The organism is Niabella beijingensis (genome assembly GCF_020034665.1).
GTDB classification, from domain to species: Bacteria; Bacteroidota; Bacteroidia; order Chitinophagales; family Chitinophagaceae; genus Niabella; species Niabella beijingensis.
Window position 1 is genome coordinate 2,583,601 of record NZ_JAIQDI010000001.1, and the last position, 19,795, is coordinate 2,603,395.

Annotated in this window: 16 protein-coding genes; 14 read left to right on the forward strand and 2 right to left on the reverse strand. The window is 42.3% G+C overall.

Annotation, left to right across the window (positions count from 1 at the left end):
* The first annotated feature begins 41 nt into the window (after nt 1-41).
* From K7B07_RS10790 to K7B07_RS10855, 14 genes are all read left to right on the forward strand, one after another.
* On the forward strand, nt 42-950 hold the full coding sequence (locus tag K7B07_RS10790) for a hypothetical protein (protein ID WP_223709534.1): 909 nt from the start codon (nt 42-44) through the stop codon (nt 948-950).
* Between the two features lie 43 nt (nt 951-993).
* Complete coding sequence (locus tag K7B07_RS10795; RefSeq protein WP_223709536.1) at nt 994-1,755, forward strand: RNA polymerase sigma factor; 762 nt, start codon at nt 994-996, stop codon at nt 1,753-1,755.
* Nucleotides 1,756-1,860: 105 nt separating this feature from the next.
* Nucleotides 1,861-2,535, forward strand: a complete 675-nt coding sequence (locus tag K7B07_RS10800; RefSeq protein WP_223709537.1) for a hypothetical protein — start codon at nt 1,861-1,863, stop codon at nt 2,533-2,535.
* Between the two features lie 34 nt (nt 2,536-2,569).
* Nucleotides 2,570-3,496 (forward strand): ABC transporter ATP-binding protein, encoded by a 927-nt coding sequence (locus K7B07_RS10805; RefSeq protein ID WP_223709539.1) that lies wholly within the window; start codon nt 2,570-2,572, stop codon nt 3,494-3,496.
* A gap of 65 nt (nt 3,497-3,561) precedes the next feature.
* Nucleotides 3,562-5,913: an ABC transporter permease subunit gene (locus tag K7B07_RS10810; protein ID WP_223709540.1), complete on the forward strand. Its 2,352-nt coding sequence runs from the start codon at nt 3,562-3,564 to the stop codon at nt 5,911-5,913.
* Nucleotides 5,914-5,987: 74 nt separating this feature from the next.
* Nucleotides 5,988-8,327 (forward strand): Gldg family protein, encoded by a 2,340-nt coding sequence (locus K7B07_RS10815; protein ID WP_223709542.1) that lies wholly within the window; start codon nt 5,988-5,990, stop codon nt 8,325-8,327.
* A gap of 61 nt (nt 8,328-8,388) precedes the next feature.
* Nucleotides 8,389-9,684 (forward strand): MutS-related protein, encoded by a 1,296-nt coding sequence (locus tag K7B07_RS10820; protein ID WP_223709544.1) that lies wholly within the window; start codon nt 8,389-8,391, stop codon nt 9,682-9,684.
* Nucleotides 9,685-9,716: 32 nt separating this feature from the next.
* The gene (locus K7B07_RS10825) at nt 9,717-11,051 is read left to right on the forward strand and encodes a MutS-related protein (protein WP_223709546.1); all 1,335 of its coding nucleotides are present in this window, start codon (nt 9,717-9,719) and stop codon (nt 11,049-11,051) included.
* Between the two features lie 43 nt (nt 11,052-11,094).
* Complete coding sequence (locus K7B07_RS10830; protein WP_223709548.1) at nt 11,095-12,015, forward strand: S1 family peptidase; 921 nt, start codon at nt 11,095-11,097, stop codon at nt 12,013-12,015.
* Between the two features lie 804 nt (nt 12,016-12,819).
* On the forward strand, nt 12,820-13,113 hold the full coding sequence (locus K7B07_RS10835) for a hypothetical protein (protein WP_223709549.1): 294 nt from the start codon (nt 12,820-12,822) through the stop codon (nt 13,111-13,113).
* Nucleotides 13,114-13,448: 335 nt separating this feature from the next.
* Nucleotides 13,449-15,164, forward strand: a complete 1,716-nt coding sequence (locus tag K7B07_RS10840) for a phytoene desaturase family protein (RefSeq protein WP_223709551.1) — start codon at nt 13,449-13,451, stop codon at nt 15,162-15,164.
* A 206-nt stretch (nt 15,165-15,370) separates the two neighbouring features.
* Nucleotides 15,371-15,628: an acyl carrier protein gene (locus tag K7B07_RS10845; RefSeq protein WP_223709552.1), complete on the forward strand. Its 258-nt coding sequence runs from the start codon at nt 15,371-15,373 to the stop codon at nt 15,626-15,628.
* A gap of 665 nt (nt 15,629-16,293) precedes the next feature.
* Nucleotides 16,294-17,568, forward strand: coding sequence for a metallophosphoesterase (locus tag K7B07_RS10850; protein WP_223709553.1), 1,275 nt, complete (start codon nt 16,294-16,296; stop codon nt 17,566-17,568).
* Between the two features lie 106 nt (nt 17,569-17,674).
* Entirely contained in the window at nt 17,675-18,232 is a 558-nt protein-coding gene (locus tag K7B07_RS10855; RefSeq protein WP_223709554.1) for a hypothetical protein, read from the forward strand.
* A gap of 270 nt (nt 18,233-18,502) precedes the next feature.
* Here the strand turns inward: K7B07_RS10855 and K7B07_RS10860 are convergent, their stop codons facing one another.
* Together K7B07_RS10860 and K7B07_RS10865 are read right to left on the reverse strand one after the other, a co-directional pair.
* Nucleotides 18,503-18,895 carry a hypothetical protein gene (locus tag K7B07_RS10860; RefSeq protein WP_223709555.1) on the reverse strand — a complete coding sequence of 131 codons (393 nt, stop codon included), beginning with the start codon at nt 18,893-18,895 and terminating at the stop codon, nt 18,503-18,505.
* A gap of 236 nt (nt 18,896-19,131) precedes the next feature.
* Entirely contained in the window at nt 19,132-19,764 is a 633-nt protein-coding gene (locus tag K7B07_RS10865) for a hypothetical protein (protein WP_223709556.1), read from the reverse strand.
* Between the last annotated feature and the right edge of the window lie 31 nt (nt 19,765-19,795).

The window sequence follows — 19,795 nt, forward strand, 5'->3', positions numbered from 1 at the left end:
CGGCAGGGAGAAACAATTTTAAATCATATAAAGATATTCTTATGTCTAGGGTTTATTTTTTTATTGGCTCATTGTTGCTACTAATGGTGGCCTGTAAAAAAGAGAAGGGCATCGTTCCCAGTAATAAAGATGTCAATTACTTAGTGGTCCACGATAACCCATCGGACCCGGTAGATCATGGTATTTATCAGTTTTATACAGCAACGGGTATCCCTGTATTTTATAATGATACACTGGAGCGAAAACAGGTCAACAATACGTCAGATATTCCTGTGTATGCTTATATTAAACTTGCTGTAAATTATTCACCAGGGGGCTTTGATAATAATATCTGGTATAGGCTGTTAAATAGCAGGCAGTCAGTATTGCCAATGCTGAATATCATACAATCAGGTCTTATTTCTGTTCTGCCAAATAGTGTATTTGTACCCAGTATTTTACTGGTGGATTCGTTGAAATACAGGCTCTGGGGTAGGGATGACCTGATATTTCCTTTAAATGCCTATTGCGGATTTAACACACTGGTAATACGATCCATAAATCCCGATACGTTGGATGCACAGGATCGGAAAAAGTATCTTGCAGGTATTTTAGCAGCCGTCAGTACAAAAAAATTACGAATATCATCTTCAGCAAAATTAGATAATGGTTTCTATAAAATTTCTATGGAATTGTCACCTGAAAATAATACTTATGAACAGAACTTTACATTCTGGTTCCCCGATGGATCGAAAGTCCCTGAAGACCTGGGGTTTATTTTTTGGTATAAAATTGGAGAAATAGTTTACACCCCTAGCCAGAAAGATGATTTGACGTCTTACCTCGAAGCCGCTTTCTATTATACTTCCACAGCTTTTAATACGACATATGCCAATTATCCTGCCGTACTTAAAAAGTTTCAGGTCGTCAGGACAATGCTAAAAGAGCTGGGCTTTCAGTTCTCCGATTAAAAATATACTTATATCAAAGCAGGTATTATTAAGAGTATCAATTATGGAAGATGCAGAGGAAACTATAACCTTCAATTATATTCAAAGATCCAAAGAGGACGTAAGCGCTTTTTGGGTGAGTGAATCCGGGTTTAACAGGGCTGTTAAACATTTCTCTCCTGTATTGTACAATAAGGTGCTGAATATTACCCGGCAGCATCAGGCCGCAGAGGATGTGGTGCAGGAAACCTTTTTGAGATTGTGGGAAAAGCGTAATGAAGTCGTTCCTGATAATATTGGCGGCTGGCTGTACAAAGTGGCTGTTAACCTGGCCTGTCAGTATGTAAAGAGGGAGAACTCTAAAAACAGAATTTATCATTTGATAAAAAGTACCGATCAGGAATATGGAACCAGTGGTGAGGAACAACTGCTGAAAAAGGAGAACGCGCAGCTTATTCATAAGATATATATGCGATTGCCGGAGAAACAGAAAACAGTCTACCACCTGAGCCGTAAAGAAGGAATGTCGAGAAATGAAATTGCCGAACAGCTGAATATCTCGCCACACACTGTTAAGAACCACCTTGCCAATGCCATACAATTTATCAAAGAGCAGGTAACTGGTTTAGTGCTCTTATTGGTTTTTTTTGTTTTTAACAATCTATTTTTTAATAACGGTAGTACAAAAGCTTTTCTGGATGATTTATATAGAATAGAGCATAGTACAAAAAAAGGACCGGATGTATTGCTGATACAGCATTATCTTAAAAACCGGTCAGTTTCATTTCAATACTTCTTGCCATCGGAGCGATTAAAACCGCTGTAACAGCTATGACAGGAATTCAATGGCTCAGCTGTAAGAGACGGGCATCTTAACAGTGTGTGATATTGTTTGCCCTGTGAATGATTAAAAAATGATAAAACAATACATATGAAACTACAATGGATTCTTGGAATCGTTGCAACGGCTTGTTGTACTATGGCGGGGAAGGCGCAGCAAAAAGATATCTCCGGAACCTGGTTGGGGACACTGATCCTGAAAGAGCAAAAATTAAGAATTGTAATTCATCTTAAAAATAATAACGGCGTATATAGTGGCTCTTTTGATAGTCCGGACGAAAAGAAGGTCAAGGTAAATGCAGCACCAGGCGACTTAACTGCGAACCTGCCTGACTCCGTAACGGCTACTATTAAAAACATCCCTTTCGATTCCGTGATTATAAAGAAGGGTATATTGTCGCTTTTTGGTTTCCAGCTGCCGCAGCCTTTATACGTGGGGGTTATGGAAACGGATTCAACCCTTAAAGGAAGATGGGGCGTTGCTCCTGATACTTTCCGGCTGGATATGAAACGTGTTCATTCCAAATGGGAATTAGGGTATGTACCTGCATCTGTCCGTCATATAAAATGGGCACAATGGCGGGTGTTTGATGTAATGAACAATAACGTTACTGGATTGAACCACTTTTTTTCGTTGAATCAATGGAGTAACAAGAACCCTGCTCCCGGTTCCGTTGATATAAGAATGGTTCTCCAGTGTTTTTTGCCGGTATTGCCTGCGCTGCCGCAGGAACGGACAGACCGTCGAAATACCACAGCCTCGTAATGTAAAACGCTGCCTAAACATAAAAGTTATTTCAATGAGTATTTTAAGGACCAACAACCTCGCCCATAAGTATACCAGTACATGGGCGATAAGAGATATTGATATTACTATCGAAGATACCGGGATTATCGGCCTGCTGGGATCCAATGGTGCCGGTAAGTCTACCACGATGAATATTATTTGCGGAGTGTTGAATCAAACGGAAGGTGAGGTCTATATCAATGATATTGACCTGAGAAAAGAGCCGGAAAATGCCAAAAAGGAAATTGGTTTTTTACCCCAGACACCACCATTGTATACCGACCTTACTATTGATGAATATCTGACCTATAGCGCGCAACTCCGTTTAATGGAGAAGAACAAGATCCGGCCGGCAGTTGAAGAAGTAAAAGAGCGATGCGGTATTGCGCATTTTAGTTCCAGACTGATCAAAAATCTTTCGGGGGGATACCGCCAACGGGTGGGAATTGCACAGGCGATCATCCACAAACCGAAGCTGGTGGTAATGGACGAACCAACGAACGGGCTCGATCCTAACCAGTTGATAGAGGCGCGGAAACTGATAAAGGAGATCGCCCGGGAACATACGGTGCTGTTGTCGTCGCATATTCTTTCTGAGATCAGCATTCTTTGCCGGGATATTATTATGATAGAGGCCGGGCGTATTGTATTTGCCGACAGTATGGATGCATTCAATAATTATGTACAGGAAAAGGCAATACTGATGCGCCTGGAGCATATGCCACCCCGTGAAGAAGTGTTGAAAATACCAGGAGTAACACAAATAGAGTTTGTAACCGATAAGCAAATAAAAGTACATTTTGACGGCCTGCAGGAAGAAGTTACCGAAGCGTTGATAACGGCTTCGGTGGCTGGCGGCTGGCGGCTGAAAGAGATCAGCATAGATAAAGGGTTGCTGGATGAGGTCTTTAAACAGCTATCCGGTCAGGCATCGCTGTAAGACATAGCAGGCATATCTGTAATCGTTTTCTTTATTCCTAAAATCGGATCGACATTATATTTCAAATGAAACTGATCGTTAACATAGCAAAAAATGAACTCCGCAACCTGGTTTTTTCACCGGTGGCATGGTTCCTGGCTATTACCTTCCTGGTCATGTGCGGCTTTTTTTATACCGCAATTATGTATCCCTCGGCCAAGCAGGCTTTTTTTATGCTGAATAATATGCCCAAATGGACAGAGGCAGGTACGGTGTCGATGACAGTAGCAGTATTTCAAAGTTTCTTTTTCGGCATCCTGCCTCATATTTATCTTTTTATTCCGTTGCTTACGATGGGGATCATCAACCGGGAAGTGAACAATGGTACCATCAAATTACTATATGCTGCCCCGGTTACCTTATGGCAGATTGTATGGGGCAAATACCTTGCCCTGATGGTTTTTAACCTCCTTTTTATACTGATTATAGGGATCTTTGTCATCTCAGGTTTTTCCGACATCCGGTCCCTGGATTATCCTCCATTGCTTGCTGCTCTTTCAGGATACTACCTGCTGCTGTGTGCCTTAACGGCAATCGGGTTTTTTATGTCAAGTCTTACAACGCATCAGGTTGTAGCAGCGATCGCCAGCTTTACCGTGCTTTTTATTCTCTCCAGAATAGGAATGTTGTGGCAGCAGTATGAACTGGTAAGAGACCTTACCTGGTTTCTGTCCATAAACAACCGTATCGAATGGATGTTAAAAGGGCTGATACGGAGTAAGGATGTGATGTATTACCTGGTGATCATTTTCATGTTTGTAGGATTTACGCTGTTGAAGCTCAGCGCGGGAAGAGGAGCCCGTCCCTGGTATGTTAAAGCAAGCCGTTATCTGGTTGTTGTTGTGGCCGGTCTGCTGATAGGCTACACTGCGTCCCGGCCTCGGTTTATGGGCTATTGGGATCTGACGGCAACAAAGGCAAATACGATTCACCCCCGGACGCAGAGCGCCTTAAAAGAGTTGGGGGATAGTACACTTGAAGTGACCCTTTACACCAACCTGTTGGATCCTGATGTAAAAAGCGGGCTGCCGGAGTCGCGCAATATTTATTTAGACAAATGGGAACATTATGTACGTTTTAAACCGGATATACGGTTTAAATATGAATACTACTATAATGCATTGCCGGAGGATAGTTTTTTGTATAAGAAATTTCCGGGAAAAACGCTGAAACAGATATCCGGATTGGTGGCAAAACAGCTGCAGGTGGATCCGGGAATGTTTAAATCTCCCGAAGAAATGCGTAAGCAAACGGATCTTTCAGCAGTGGACTATCGCCTGGCGATGCAATTAAAATACAAAGGGCGGAGCACTTTTCTTTCTTTCCTGCCCACAGCTCCCGGAATAATGTTTGAAGAGGGATCGATAGAACCCAACCTGATCGCGGCGTTAAAGCGATTGACCGGCAGTAAAATACCGAAGGTGGCTTTTATAAGCGGTGAACTGGAACGCAATATTTATAAAAAAGGTGAGCGCGAATATGATAACCATGCTCTCGCAAGAAGGGCATTGCCGATAATAAAGCAGAACGCATTGATAAACCTGGGGTTTGATGTGGATACTCTCAACCTGGTGACCGGCAATATAACCGATGATATTACAACCATTGTACTGGCGGATCCAAAAAAGGATTTAGATCCTGTTGTGTTTAACAAACTCAAAACCTACATTAACAACGGCAGGAATATGCTGGTATTGGGTGAGCCCGGTAAACAATATGTATTAAATCCGCTGTTAAAAGAACTGGGTGTACAGTTAATGCCCGGTCAACTGGTGCAGCCCGGGCCAGATGAAACACCAGATAAGGTAGATGCGTATATGGAGCGGGCCTATTTCGATCTGGCAGAAGAATACTGGTTTCTTTTATGGCGGCATCTGATTGCGCACGATATTCATGACAGTACCGTAGTGAAATTGCAGGGTATTACCGGGGTTGCTCATGAAAAAAACAGTGATTTCTACTCAAGGCCTTTACTTGGAACCATGCCGGATAAAGCATGGTTGGCAGCCGGTAAACTGATCACAGATTCTGTTGCGCCGGTATTTGATCCGCAGCGGGGAGATACGAAACAAGGATCGTATCCTGTTGCGCTGCTGTTAACCCGGCAAAAGCAAAATAAAGAGCAGCGTATTGCCGTTTACGGGGATGCGGACGCTGCTAGTAACCTCCGGCTGAACGGGGATCTGATACGTTCGCTTTACAGCTGGCTGAACTATAACCGGTTTCCTGTTTATACACCCCTGCCCTATGCTAAAGACAATTTGGTTTTAAGAAAACCCGCCGGTGCAGCAATGCAGAAGATTATTTACATATGGGCGCTGCCGGGAATGTTGCTGATAGCAGGCACCATACTACTGGTGAGAAGAAAAAGGAAATAGATCCGCAAGTGAAAGTGAGCTGAAATCACCCGGGTACCGTTTCTGATGATCCAAAAATAAAATGTATAATTCTGATGAGAATCCTGTTTAAAATAGCAAAAAATGAGCTGCGCTATCTGTTTTATTCACCCATTGCATGGTTTGTTATACTCGTTTTTTTGATAGAATGCGCAGTCTTATATACAAGCCCTTTATATGATGTTGCCAATTCGCAGGATATCATGTTAAAGAACAGCCCGGGCTTTGAAGGTTTTAAAGCACCACCGCTGACCATAAGATTGTTCATGGAGGTCTTTCAAAATGTCATCAGTAATTTGTATTTGTTCATCCCTGTGCTTACCATGGGGCTCATCAGCCGGGAGCAGAGCAGCGGATCGGCTAAATTGCTATATTCTTCACCTGTCCCCCTTCGCCAGGTGGTATTGGGAAAATACCTTGGTATTGTACTGTACAATTTGCTATTGGTAGCTATTTTGTTCATTTTTATGATTGCGGGAATGCTTGATATCCGGCATGTCGATTACGGAATGCTTTTGTCTGCTGCTTTAGGCTTTTATTTGTTGGTGTGTGCATATGCTGCTATTGGTCTTTTTATGTCGGCCCTGAGCACGTACCAGATCATCTCCGCGCTTGGTACCTTCATTGTAATTTTTGCACTCAGCCGTATCGGAGGGCTTTGGCAACGGTATGATGTTGTAAGGGACCTGACCTGGTTTCTTTCCCTGCAAAACCGGACGCTGAAAATGCTCGGAGGGCTAATCGTAAGCAAAGATGTTGTGTATTTTCTTATGGTCTCGGGAATGTTTGTTGCGTTCACATTAATAAAACTAAGAGCGTCCAGGGAAGTGAAGCCGTGGTACATAAGGGTTGGGCGGTATTGTGCCGTTATGGCGGTGACTCTCATTCTGGGTTATATCAGTTCGCGGCCGCTGTTGACCGGATATTGGGATACAACGGCGACCAAACGGAATACGATCCCCAAAGAGGTGCAACAGCTCATCAAAAATATGGGCGACAGTACGCTGGAGGTGACCCTTTACACTAATCTGTTGGATAATACGGTAACCGCGGGCTTGCCTGAGTCGCGAAATGCCGGTTATCTGACGGAAATGTGGGAACCTTATCTCCGGTTTAAACCGGAGATAAAGTTCAGCTACAGGTATTATTATGATAATGATGCGAAAGCCACTGACAGTACCTTGTACAAGGCTTATCCGGGAAAAGATCTTAAATATATAGCCGGTGAAAATGCGGAGCTGTTTGATTATGATCTGTCTTTTTTTCGGTCTCCGGAGAAGATGCGCCGGGTAGTCGATCTGAGGCCGGAAGGGTTCCGGCTGGTAATGCAGTTGAAATATAAGGGACGTACTGAATTTTTACGCACGTTTAATGATCCTTTTTTCTGGCCGGATCTGACCAATGTTTCGGCGGCATTTAAACGGCTGCTCGAACCGGAAAAGATACCCAAGGTCTATTTTGTGAGCGGACAGCTGGAACGCAGCATTTACAAAAAAGGAGAAAGGGAATATGCACTTCATACTGCTTCCAGATTGGGCCGGGCGGCATTGGTCAACATCGGGTATGATGTAGATACATTGAACCTGACAACACAGGATATCCCGGATACTATTACATTGCTGGCACTTGCTGATCCCAAAATAGCGTTAAGTACTTTCACTCAGGAAAAACTGAAGCAGTACATCAGTGCAGGTGGTAATCTGCTGTTATTTGCGGAACCGGGTAAACAGCAGGTGCTCAACCCCATTCTTCAGCAACTGGGCGTCCGGTTAATGCAGGGGCAATTGGTAGAGCCGACCTACGATGAAACACCTGATAAAATAATACCTTACGAGACCCTGGCTGGCCAAAACAAGCTTGTTAATGATGCATCCCGGATCGCAAAAAGCAGTGCGGCAACGGAAAAGATAGGGGAGAGTGACTCGGCGAAAGTTTTATTAATAGGCGTTGCGGCTATTGACCGGATGAAGGATGGGCCTTTTACTGTTACGCCTTTACTGAAGACCGTTCCGGACCGGGTATGGCTCAAAGCCGGCAATTTAATTATTGATTCCACACTCCCTCCACCGGATCCCGCGGCGGGAGATCTGAAACAAAAATCCTTCGATGCTGCTGTTTTGCTAACACGACAAACCGGAAATAATGAACAACGGATCGCGCTGTATGGGGATGCTGATTTTGCCGGTAATCAGAGAGGTGCAGGTCCTTTTTCTGTTTACAGCTGGATGGACCACCACGAATTTCCCGTGTCTTTTACAAGAATAGCACCGAGGGATCTCTTCCTGAGGATCAATGCAGCCGGTGCAGCTGCGCAACGCATAGTATTTGTATGGCTGTTGCCGGCCCTGGTGCTGCTAGCGGCAATAGTTTTGTTGGTAAGGCGGAAAAGGAAGTAGCCTTTTTTCCGGAGAACGGAAAGGCGATAGGATGTTTTTTAAGTAATGATTAATTGATTCAATGATATTACGCACTGATGAACAAACGATGAAAGACCTGGGCATGTTTGGCAAACATGATGGGAGTGGCATCTATGATATCTATAACCGCTCTCATACGCGGGGAGGAGAAGCATTGCTGGAACAATTGTTTCGCAACCCGTTGTCCGATAAGGAAGCCATTAACCGGCGCAGCGGGATTATAGAAAAGCTCGCCGCTTCGGGGATCGCCTTTCCTTTTAATGTGTCGCTTTTTGATATGGCAGAAAAATACCTGGCTCATGGAGCGCCTGATGCGACTAAAAATACAGAGGGCACTTTGGGGGAGAAGGAGTTGCAAAATGGTGTCAACGCGGTGATCGGGCTGATCCGGCAGACAAGGGCCTTTATTGACCGTGATGACGTCAGAGCGATCGGACCTTATACAGAGGAGCGGGAAAAAATGGAGGGGCTCCTGTCTGATCCTGTTTTTGAACCGGTATTGAAATCCCCCGACCGGGAAAAATTATCTTATGGAGCTGTAACGGCTTATGATGCTCTATTCCGGCTGACTGAGCGGGCACGGGTTGAAGAACTGTTGAAGCATATTTATTACCTGGATGTATGTATTTCGGTGGCCGGTGCGGCAAGTGAAAGAAAATTTGTTTTCCCCAGGGCATTGGATAAGGGTGTGTGCGAGTTAAGGCTGGAAGGCGTTTATCATCCGTCTCTGAAGGCACCGGTGGGCAATAATATTATCATGAACGTCAGCCGCAATGTGATTTTTTTAACCGGTGCCAACATGGCCGGGAAATCGACATTCCTGCGTTCTTTAAGTACGGCGTTGTACCTGGCACATATGGGCTTTCCTGTAGCCGCAGAGGCAATGGAATTTTCAGTACTGGATGGCATTTATACAACTGTCAATCTCCCGGATAACCTGGGTATAGGTGCCAGTCATTTTTATGCAGAAGTATTAAGGGTTAAGAAAATGGCCACGGAGTTAAGCAGTGGAAAATCATTCTTCATTTTGTTTGATGAGTTGTTCCGGGGTACAAATGTAAAGGATGCCCTTGAGGCTACGGTGGCGGTGATCAATGGCTTTGCGACGAGAAATAATAGTCTCTTCATTGTTTCCTCCCATATTGTTGAAGCCGGGCCGGCGCTGGAAACAAAAAAGAATATAGATTTCCTTTACCTGCCTACCCGTATGAACGGTTATACACCGGAATATACTTATAAACTGGAACAGGGAATTACGGACGACCGGCACGGAATGGTCATTATACGTAATGAAGGAATACTTGATCTGCTAAAGAATGGGAAAAAAGAGGAATAAAAAAACAGGGAAAGCAGTTAAAAACAACAATAATGCCTTTTGAAATAGATAAACAGACATTGGAAGAACTGAACCTGCTGGGCAAATTCCGGCAGGGGTCGGTGTATCATCTGTTCAACCTTACCCGGACACGTGGAGGTGAACAGCTGCTTGATAGAATGTTTCGCGAATTGTTGAGTGATGAAGCTGCTATTAATAAGCGCAGCAGTATTTTTCAGTTTTTCAGGAAGGTGAATATTGCTTTTCCGTTTGACGTAAAAAAAGTAGCGCAGATGCGGGAGTACCTGGATTCCGGTGCTCCTAAAAATACGGTGGTTGCATTAGCGGGAATAGTGCTCAAAAAATGTCTTTCAGCAGTGACAAGAGATGAACGGTACCGGAAAATTGTGCAGGGATTGCAGGCAACAATTATCACGCTGGGCAAATGCCGTCTTCTTGTAAACACCCTTGAGGCAGCTGCATCGCCTTATGCCGGGCGCCTGAAAGCGATACGGGAAGTGCTGGACGATAAAAGTGTGCACCAATTGTACAATATTGATATTTATCAGTCTATCCCGTTAAAAACATTGGCATACTATGATCATCTGTTAAAAAACAGGCTGCATAAAGAGATAGCAGATATCCTGTCTTTTATTTATGAGACGGACGTTTACATTGCCGTGAATGAAGTAGCATCAGCCAGGGGGTTTGGTTATGCAACAGCACTCCCGGCGGTAATGAATGTCCTGGAGGCTGCGGAGCTTTCTCATCCCTGTCTGGAAAAAGCCGTAGGCAACAACTTAAGCATGTTGAGTGAAAGCAACGTGTTGTTTTTGACCGGAGCTAATATGGCAGGAAAATCCACCTTGATGAAAGCTATTGGTATTAATCTCTACCTGGCGCACATGGGCTTTCCTGTCGCTGCCGATAGTATGAAATTCTCTATCCGGGAAGGTATTTACTCATCCATTAATGTAGCCGACAATATAGGGTTGGGGTACAGTCATTTTTATGCTGAAGTCGTGCGGGTAAAGCAGGCCGCAATAGCGGCCGCCGGTGGTAAACGACTGCTTCTGATGTTTGATGAATTGTTTAAGGGAACCAATGTAAAAGATGCTTATGACGGCACATTGGCGGTAACGGAAGGGTTTTCTGATTACCGGCAATGCCTGTTCGTGGTATCTACGCATATCATAGAAGTAGGTGAAGCGTTAAGAGATCTTGCAAACATTCAATTTGTATACATGCCAACGATCATGGATGGCATACGTCCCCATTACACTTACCGGTTGCAGCAGGGAATTACAGAGGACCGGCAGGGAATGCTGATTATTAAAAATGAAGGTATTCTGGAGTTGCTGCATTCATCCAAAACTACCAGGGCTTAAAAAAATTGATGGAGTTGCCTCAGGGCAAAAAACAGTAATAGAAATGAAATTATTCGCAGCACTACTAACGGTAATGATTGTTTTGTCAACGGGGCAGTTGTTGGCACAGCCTAATACTACGGATCTTTACATGGATTATCAAAAATATTTCAGTGAGGTATTGCAGCTGCCGGTCTTTCAGAAAGCACAAACTGCCAGGGTCGCAGAAGAAATACGGGACAGCGCTGTGCTAATAAAAGAAGAAAGGCCGGTTGCCGCCATTATCCCAGTAAAGCAACGAAGCAAACAATTGGATGGAGCATCCATTTTTTCTTCCAGACGCAATAGCGTATTTATATTGGGAAAGTTGCTGAAGCGCAAGCCGGGTGCAGGTGTGGACTTTGATCTTACGGGCACCGCTTTTGCAGTTACGGAAGACGGAGTATGTGCTACCAATTATCATGTTTTAAAGGAACTGCTTGTGAAAGGAGCAACAAACGATAGCGTTTATTTTGTTTTAACAGCAGATAAGAACATCTACTTCATTGACAAGATACTGGCGTATTCACAGAATAATGATGTGGCTTTATTTAAAGTGCAGACCAACGGAAAAAAAATGATACCGATACCTTTTGGAGGGCCTGCGCCGGTGGGAACTACGGTGTATTGCCTGTCCAATCCGGTTGGGTTTTTTTACTATTTCAGTCGTGGTATGGTGGCAAGAAATATCATTGTACCGGCACAACAGGCTGCAGCGGGATATAACCCTGCCGGCAAACCGCCCTTAAGGATGGAAATCACGGCCGATTATGGTGTTGGGTCCAGCGGAGGGCCTATTCTTGATCAATTTGGAAACATGGTGGGGATGGTCTCTTCTACTATTCCGCTGGGAAGCCCGTCTTCCGGAGCAGCAACAGGGCATCAGCAGATGGTAGTTAAAGATGCCATTCCGGTAGTGGCGATAAGAGAACTGTTAAAAGAGTGATGATTTCAGTAATCCGGTTCCTTTTTATAAATTCAAAACGGTTAATGATGTTGTGTGTTCTCTTTCAAGTGGGACAAAATCAGTAGCAGCCCGGAACGTATGAACACTGCCAGTGGCACAAAAAAGAAATCTCAGCCACCATTTTTCATATATAGTATTATTCTGACAGGTCGCAGAAATTCAGCAAATCTCCGATAATTTGGTTAGATAATTGTTCAATAAGGAGAGCAGAAAATTAAGCAGCTGCATTTTAAAATGTAGCTGCTTTTTATTTGAGACATGTACATGGCCCGCCGAATACGGTCAGAGGTATCTGGGATAATATCAGTGTTTTCTCCTTGACGGGGTGATCCGGCTGGATAAAAAAAAAACCGGGAGCTATTGCTAAGTGCTTTACAGCAACAGGCAATCGCGTTCCTGGAACCCGTTGTGCCTAGTGAACCTGCCGCAATCCCGTCTGCACCATTCACTAATATGCTAAAGACTGTAAAGGGCTCAGTAAACAATACCAAGCGTTTTATCCAGCAACAATGCACCCGTGCCGGTATTCCATTTGAACTGTTTACCCCAAAAACAGGTAATGAAAACCCGAATCAATAAAACCCGGGAAAACAAGTTCTATTACTTAAGTAAGCTTTTGACCTTGAGCTAATTAAATGTTTAAAATACTGAGGGCTCCAGATATTCGGTACTTCCGATCCCAGTATAAACCAGATGATAAACGGCATTAGAATGCATCTGACGTATTTTAAATGTATATTTATTTCTCTTTAGTTTTAGAATTTCAAAACACTAATACTACATTTGATCCAGATAAATGAAGAAATCCCTTCCAAAATTCCGCGTAGCAGTTGTGACCGCGACAATCAAATGGATATTCGCCTGCAATGGACAGACAAAGATATATGGACTATAGTGATCAAAGATGCGAAAGAGTTGACAGTAATTGATAGGAATAGTGATGGAAAGGAAACAAAAGCTTCAGCTACACCAGTAAATCCTGGTGCATTGAAAAAACTTGTATCAGCCAATAAGAAGAAATTAGATAGGTTTTTTTCTTCTGCTACGCAAAAAAGGGTACCTGGCATTTTACATTAAGGCAATCCAAGGGCTTAATAAGCAGTGTCTGTTGAGAGTTTATAAACCACTAAAGGATCTTGACGAGTAGAAATGGCTAGCTACATAGATTAACAATTTCAAATGAATCCCTGTGGAGAAGAGCCCGGCATATATATTGAAACGAGAAACAGCAGACGGTGCAGACTGCAAATTTATCCAGCAAATGGTCTTAGAAAATGACCAAAACAAGCAAAGGAAGATATATCAAGAAACAATCTTTTATTCACAATAGATAGCATCAAGGTAGCGTACCTGAATTAGTTAGCTTTTTTTCGGAGAGTGGTTACGTAATCAAAATAACAGGAGTGTAAAAAATGCATATATCCTCCAAATCAAATTATGATGTAGTTGTAATTGGTGCGGGCGTTGGTGGCCTTACAGCCGCGTCATTGCTCAGTAAAGCGGGACTTTCGGTTTGTGTATTGGAAAAAGAGCCACATGCCGGTGGTTATCTGGCTGGATTTTGCAGGAAAGGATTCCGTTTTGATACGGCTATTCATTGGTTAAACCAATGCGCCACCGGTGGCGTCGTGGATATGTTATTTTCAATCCTTGGAAGCGATTATCCTAAAGCAACGACTCAAAAAAAAGTAAGAAGATATATTGGGGCGAATCATAATTACTTATTAACGTATAATCCGGACGAGTTAAAGCAGCAGTGGATCAGTGAATTCCCGGAAGATCGGGAAGGTATTGAGCGCTTTTTTAAAGCAGCTAAAAAAATAGGGGCAGCATTTAACAAATACTATCGCGTATTCAGAACAGAAGAAAGCATGAGTTATTGGGAAAAGCTAAAAAAAACCATGGCTTTCGCACGCTTCGGGATAGCTTTTATCCCCTATTTGCGATTTTCCGGGCCAAATGGACTACAAAGAGGATTGAATAAATTTTTTAAACAAAAAAAATTACAGGACGTCTTTGCAGCAGATACAGAATTAGTAGGTTGTCTCACACCAATAGGATGGGCCTACTACAAAGATTTTCAAAGCCCGCCGGAAGGAGGAGGACAGGTAATACCGGAATGGCTGAAGCATATTGTTATGTATTATAAAAACAATATTTTTTTTAACTCGACGGTGCAAGAGATTATAGTAGAAAACGAGCTGGCAAAAAGCGTGAGATTTATTCACAAAGGATGTAAATATCTCATCAATACTAAATATGTTATTGGAGCGATCGATGTGGAAACTCTATATAATAAAATGTTACCTCCCGATACGATTTCTTCGATATTTCGAAATAAACTTACACAGGCAGAGCTTTACAGTAGCTCCATCACCATATCAATAGGCTTGGACTGCGCCCCGGATCACCTGGGATTCAGCGAAGAGCTGTTGCACCTCTCCTCTCAAAATAGTAAAAACATTGTTTCCACTAAAGCCACGCCCTTTCTATCGGAGATATCTATTATCGCACCTTCCGTAAGAGATCCGTCACTCGCACCAAACGGAAAGGGAACACTTACTATTTATGTACCGGCATATATGAATGACAATGAGTACTGGCGTACTACAACGGATGTAAGAGGCAATCACGTTCGTACAGAAGCATACCAGCGGCTAAAAACTGAAATTGCTGAAGCAATACTACAACACGTGGAGGATGTAATAGCACCAGGACTACGCTCCCATATTTTATTTTATGAAGTGGCCACACCCATCACTCATTGGCGATACACCGGGAACAAAAATGGCACCATGATGGGCGCTAAACCCGGACGGTTAAACATCAAGAACAAGATAGCACATTATCAAACACCCGTAAAAAATGTACTGCTCGGCGGACATTGGGCCGAGTTGGGCGGAGGAATCCCCATTGCTGTAAAAGCTGGTTCTAATGCTGCTTTATTGGTTTTAAAAAAAGAAAACAAAAAAGCATTCAGAGCGCTGGCTGATTATATGGATCGAAAAATCTCAATCACAGAGTTCTTGAAAAAAAATGTTTTTAAACCATATTGTAATAATTGGGTACGAAAGCCAACTCCGGCTGAAAAGGCAATTGTAAATAACAAAAACCAGGCATCATTATGATTTATACAGCCACAGCTGTTTTATCAGCTACTCCCGACAAAAATGCACCGTTGATACCATCGGTATTGTATATTTTCCCGTTATTATGCAACCCAATTTATTGCCCATTGCAACAACTGGAATCAGCCAGATAAAGAAGTGCAGTATCTGAATAAAAAATACTATTAAGCCAACGCCCCTATTTTGATTGTAAAAAATCGGTAACTATGGAGATGATAAAAATTATTGAAAAAACTAATTCATTTTTAGTCGAAGAGTTTGAGGCGGATCTGTCCTTGATTCACCCCAATGCCCGCTTTAAAGAAGTGCTCGATCTTGACAGCCTTGATTATATTGACCTTTTAGTGGTCATTGAAAGCAATTTTCATTTTAAAGTGCAACACGGTGATTTTTTATCATTAATAACTTTTCAGGATTTTTACAATTACATACACACAAAAACAGAAAAGAAAGCGGCTGATTAAAATTCTTTGTGCATATTTTTATTTGTCACTTTTTCAATTCCCCCTAGGGCCTCTAAAGAAAATTAGTAACAGAACTGAGAGGGTTTTAAAATCTTCAAAAGACGCTAACTCTTCTGAGGTTAGATGACGGTGTTGTATTTGGTCGTATTTCGCTTTGTAATATTTCCTCTTCAACGGAGCCAAATATTTTTATGCTAATATTCGGGTTTCGTTTGGGGACGCTGAAACGAACAGCACCGTTAGCGTAAAAAATACCGAAAAACACGTATTCTTTATAACCATTGGTATAAGTAATTTTATAGTAACAAAAACTGATTTTTATATACGGGTATGGAGGATACAGAGATTATTTTTGAACGTAGTTCTGTTTGTTTGCCGCTATTTTGTTACGGGTGCAGTAAAGACGACGCAAGCGACATCAATAAGAAATACTATCGTAAAGCAAGAATAAACGGAACGACTCAAAAATTTTGTGCATGAAGCAAAGTTTCCATATGGAAGCAATGAACAGTTAATGGACCATACAATATGATGCCCGCGAAACAAGCGCTTCCCCTTTAAATATTAGGACCATTTAGGAGTACGATCGGCCATGAAAATAATAGTGCTGATAAAATTGTAACCTTCACATAACAGAACCTAAGGATTATCTGATTTTGACTAAAATGAGGATTATCAAAAAAAAAATATTTAAATGGGTGTTGATTGTAGTTGCGGCTTATTATATAATTACAACCATCTATTTTGGACATGGAGATATTGATTCCAGGACGGGTATTACCCACTTTTATTGGTCGGGGCTGGATGATTTAGGCAGAGAAGATAAAGCTTCAGGATTTCTGATAAACAAACCATTCCCCACTTTTCTTAAGGGAGTTGATGGGCCGTATATTTTCGGACGTAAAAGTTATTGCGTTACCAGGGCAAATAAACTGGAAGAAAAAATCATCGATAGTACTGGATGGGTTGACGTAGAAACAGGTATCAAAGCGTTTCCCCGTTTTTCTGTACAGCTCCGTTCCAATTATCCGGTTGAAGAGTTTAACTATGAAAAACCTGACAGGTTAATTGCTGTTTCAGACATGGAAGGCAACCTGACGGGATTTTACAGCCTGCTTCTTGCCCATAAAGTAATAGACAAAAGAGGAAACTGGATTTTTGGAAAAGGATCATTGGTTCTGAATGGAGATTTTTTTGATAGAGGCAGCCAGGTTGTGCCGTTGCTTTGGTTTATTTATCATTTGGAAAATCAGGCCGCTCAAAGCGGGGGCAAGGTTCATTTTATACTGGGTAACCACGAAGTGATGAATTTGACCGGGAACGCTTCCGATAATGATTTTAAATACATAGAGGTAGCAAAAAGAATCAGCGGACAATCTGACTGGGATAAAGCGATATTATACCTCTACTCGGAGAAGTCAGAATTGGGTAGCTGGCTAAGAAGCAAAAATATTGTTGAAAAAATAGGCGGCAATTTATTTGTTCACGGCGGCTTGAATAAGTTCCATTTGGAAGAAAGATTGTCAATAGAAGAAATGAACACCATCGCCAGAAACCATTTAGGAAAAGAACCATACGCTGATACACTGCAGGATAAACGGCATAAACTGATTACCAACACTATTAACAGCCCTTTTTGGGACCGGCGGCTCAATTTGGATTGGAAAATAAAGTGGACATATAGACTAAACCGAATTGATGCTGAAGCGACCTCTATGAATGATTTGTTGTATATCCTTAAATTTTATGACGCGGAAAGAATCATTATAGGTCATTCCGTTGTGGATGACATCTCCACCGGGTATAACGGAAGAGTGATCAAAATTGATGTAGAACATAGCGAGAGGCTCAACAGTGGACACACCAAAGGCCTGTTAATTCAGGATAACAATTACTACAAAATCGACGACTCCGGCAATAAGAAAAGCTTACAAATATGATCTTGTAGCTAGAATACCGGAGTTCTCTCGGCCATTTACACAACGAACACAATTTATCAAAAAGTAGCTCAGGATAAATAAATCTTTAAAATAAAATTTCAAGAAAATGACAAAATTACAAATACGGTTTACAGGCGTGTGGATGTTATTATTTGCTGCTCTATTGGTTACAGGATGCAGTAAAAGTGATGTAGAAGGCGAAAAAGATGATCTGCAGGGTTATATCAAAGTAACGGTTGACGGAGAACAATTGCACATGCCCTATCTCGCCAAAATGGAAGAAAAGGAAAACCAGACATGGAACCTGAACGCACTGACTACAGGCAGTGGTAACTCGCTGAAGGGTAAAAAAGGGTTCACCATTAACATTCGTGATGCAAAGGGGGCGCTCTCTGTCAAGACGTATAAGCTGGATGACGGAAGCTGCCGGATGTCAGCATCTTTTACAGAGTTCTTAGATGACGTTCCCAACACCTATCATTGGACAGCGTCCACGGGATCTGCCTTATCAGGAGATAGCTTTACGCTTACTATTATATCCATAGAAAACGGTATTGCGAAGGGTAAATTCTCAGGAAAACTACGCGTTACCAGCTCCGGGAATTTGGAAACTTTCAGAGAGGTCAAAAGCGGAGAATTTCTTTTCCCCTATAAGAAAAAGTAAGAATTCATTAATCACTCGTGCCTGATTGGGTAGGCTCTTCAACACCTATCACAAAAAAATGTCCGCCCGGACCATCTACCTCCCCCAATTGAAAAGAAGCGGTGCGGCTGAAATCTATTTTAGTTGCCCATTAACCTTGAATCTAAAGTAATAAACCTCATACCACCAGGATCTTGCTCCTGGAGCATCCTGTAATCAACACAGGGATACAGAAGACAAACAGTACGCACCATCTTAGAGTATAAAAATTAATATAGCGTAACAATCGTGTTATCTTTTAGTAGCACGGAATCTACTGCTGCCCGCCCGCAGCTCGAGTACGTTGTCCTGGATATCCCCTACCTGCGTTACTCCATCGGCCTCATAAATATTCAGTTTGTCGCCGGATGCTTTTACAACAATGGTAAAGTAGTCGTCTGCAACTTCTTCATCATCCATAGTTACATACATTTCCATATACGTGCCATTATCCTCAATAGTGATGTCTCCGTCCACACCGTCTGCCCGGGTGTATATCTTACCTTGGTACTCTATTTCAGTCATCAGATAATAACCGTCGGCATCTTTTGCAGAAAAATGACGATCTTTCTTGCAGCCGGTAAATAAGATACCGGCAAATAAGATTAAGGCAACAGCCTGTAATGAAAATAACTTTGTGAACATATTATAAAGATTGGTTTTGAAGAATTGAATAGACCTCAACGCCTTATGCCTGCATTCAGGATGATTACCTGCCCTAAGTTGCCTGCAACAATATGTATAAGGCCTGTATATCCTTGGATCTATAAGGCAGTTTATCAATACCTTTCATAGTACAAAAATTTATATTAACAAACATAAAGAACCCATCAACGAGGCGTTTAAGAATGGAAGATGTAGACTTTCTGTGTGGCATAGGTTTAATCCGAAAAAGTTCTTCGACGATAGCTGTTGTCGTATATTTTTTTGCCATCGTTTAATTTTACATTCACTGGGTCTTCGCCATTCCGTATTTCAACGAATTTCTCTATTCGCTCCGTATAATGGACCTCTTTTGTATAAAACTGGTTCCTGGAGACGCTGTAACCACCGTCGGCTGTATAATCAACGTCGAAATAAGTTTGTAAGAAGTATTTTCCAGGCTTCAGCTCCGTAAATTTAAAATATCCTTTATCGTCGGTTTTGGTGTCAATCCGGGATTGATATGCCAGGGGTGACATGGCTATTATTATAGTCTTTCCTTCCCGCTGCTGTCGGTACTGGTACCACTTTTCAAGGTAAGGGGTTACGGGGAACAAGGACACCACCATATTTGAACCTAAATATGATTTTGCCAAAGGCGCTTTCCCCCCAAACTGATTTCTCGGTTTTATAGATACCTGCCCCTTAATGGAAGCGGTTCCCTTTGCCAGCATGGAAAGCGCCATTGCCGAATCAAAAGTAGCTTCGGGGTAAAGGGTTTTTATTTTCGGCTCGGCCTCAATTGTTCTTACCTGTCCGCTGGAGGCCTTCGCAAAAAAGAGAACACCAAATAACAAAAGTCTGTATTGCATACCGTTGAGTTTTTAATTTTATACCAGCGTT

Excerpts from the sequence above, each read along its gene's own strand:
- K7B07_RS10845 (WP_223709552.1), top strand. The coding sequence starts at position 15,371 with ATGGAGATGATAAAAATTATTGAAAAAACTAATTCATTTTTAGTCGAA.
- K7B07_RS10790 (WP_223709534.1), top strand. The coding sequence starts at position 42 with ATGTCTAGGGTTTATTTTTTTATTGGCTCATTGTTGCTACTAATGGTG.
- K7B07_RS10805 (WP_223709539.1), top strand. The coding sequence starts at position 2,570 with ATGAGTATTTTAAGGACCAACAACCTCGCCCATAAGTATACCAGTACA.
- K7B07_RS10825 (WP_223709546.1), top strand. The coding sequence starts at position 9,717 with ATGCCTTTTGAAATAGATAAACAGACATTGGAAGAACTGAACCTGCTG.
- K7B07_RS10830 (WP_223709548.1), top strand. The coding sequence starts at position 11,095 with ATGAAATTATTCGCAGCACTACTAACGGTAATGATTGTTTTGTCAACG.
- K7B07_RS10795 (WP_223709536.1), top strand. The coding sequence starts at position 994 with ATGGAAGATGCAGAGGAAACTATAACCTTCAATTATATTCAAAGATCC.
- K7B07_RS10810 (WP_223709540.1), top strand. The coding sequence starts at position 3,562 with ATGAAACTGATCGTTAACATAGCAAAAAATGAACTCCGCAACCTGGTT.
- K7B07_RS10850 (WP_223709553.1), top strand. The coding sequence starts at position 16,294 with ATGAGGATTATCAAAAAAAAAATATTTAAATGGGTGTTGATTGTAGTT.
- K7B07_RS10800 (WP_223709537.1), top strand. The coding sequence starts at position 1,861 with ATGAAACTACAATGGATTCTTGGAATCGTTGCAACGGCTTGTTGTACT.
- K7B07_RS10860 (WP_223709555.1), bottom strand. The coding sequence starts at position 18,895 with ATGTTCACAAAGTTATTTTCATTACAGGCTGTTGCCTTAATCTTATTT.
- K7B07_RS10840 (WP_223709551.1), top strand. The coding sequence starts at position 13,449 with ATGCATATATCCTCCAAATCAAATTATGATGTAGTTGTAATTGGTGCG.
- K7B07_RS10855 (WP_223709554.1), top strand. The coding sequence starts at position 17,675 with ATGACAAAATTACAAATACGGTTTACAGGCGTGTGGATGTTATTATTT.
- K7B07_RS10865 (WP_223709556.1), bottom strand. The coding sequence starts at position 19,764 with ATGCAATACAGACTTTTGTTATTTGGTGTTCTCTTTTTTGCGAAGGCC.
- K7B07_RS10820 (WP_223709544.1), top strand. The coding sequence starts at position 8,389 with ATGATATTACGCACTGATGAACAAACGATGAAAGACCTGGGCATGTTT.
- K7B07_RS10815 (WP_223709542.1), top strand. The coding sequence starts at position 5,988 with ATGAGAATCCTGTTTAAAATAGCAAAAAATGAGCTGCGCTATCTGTTT.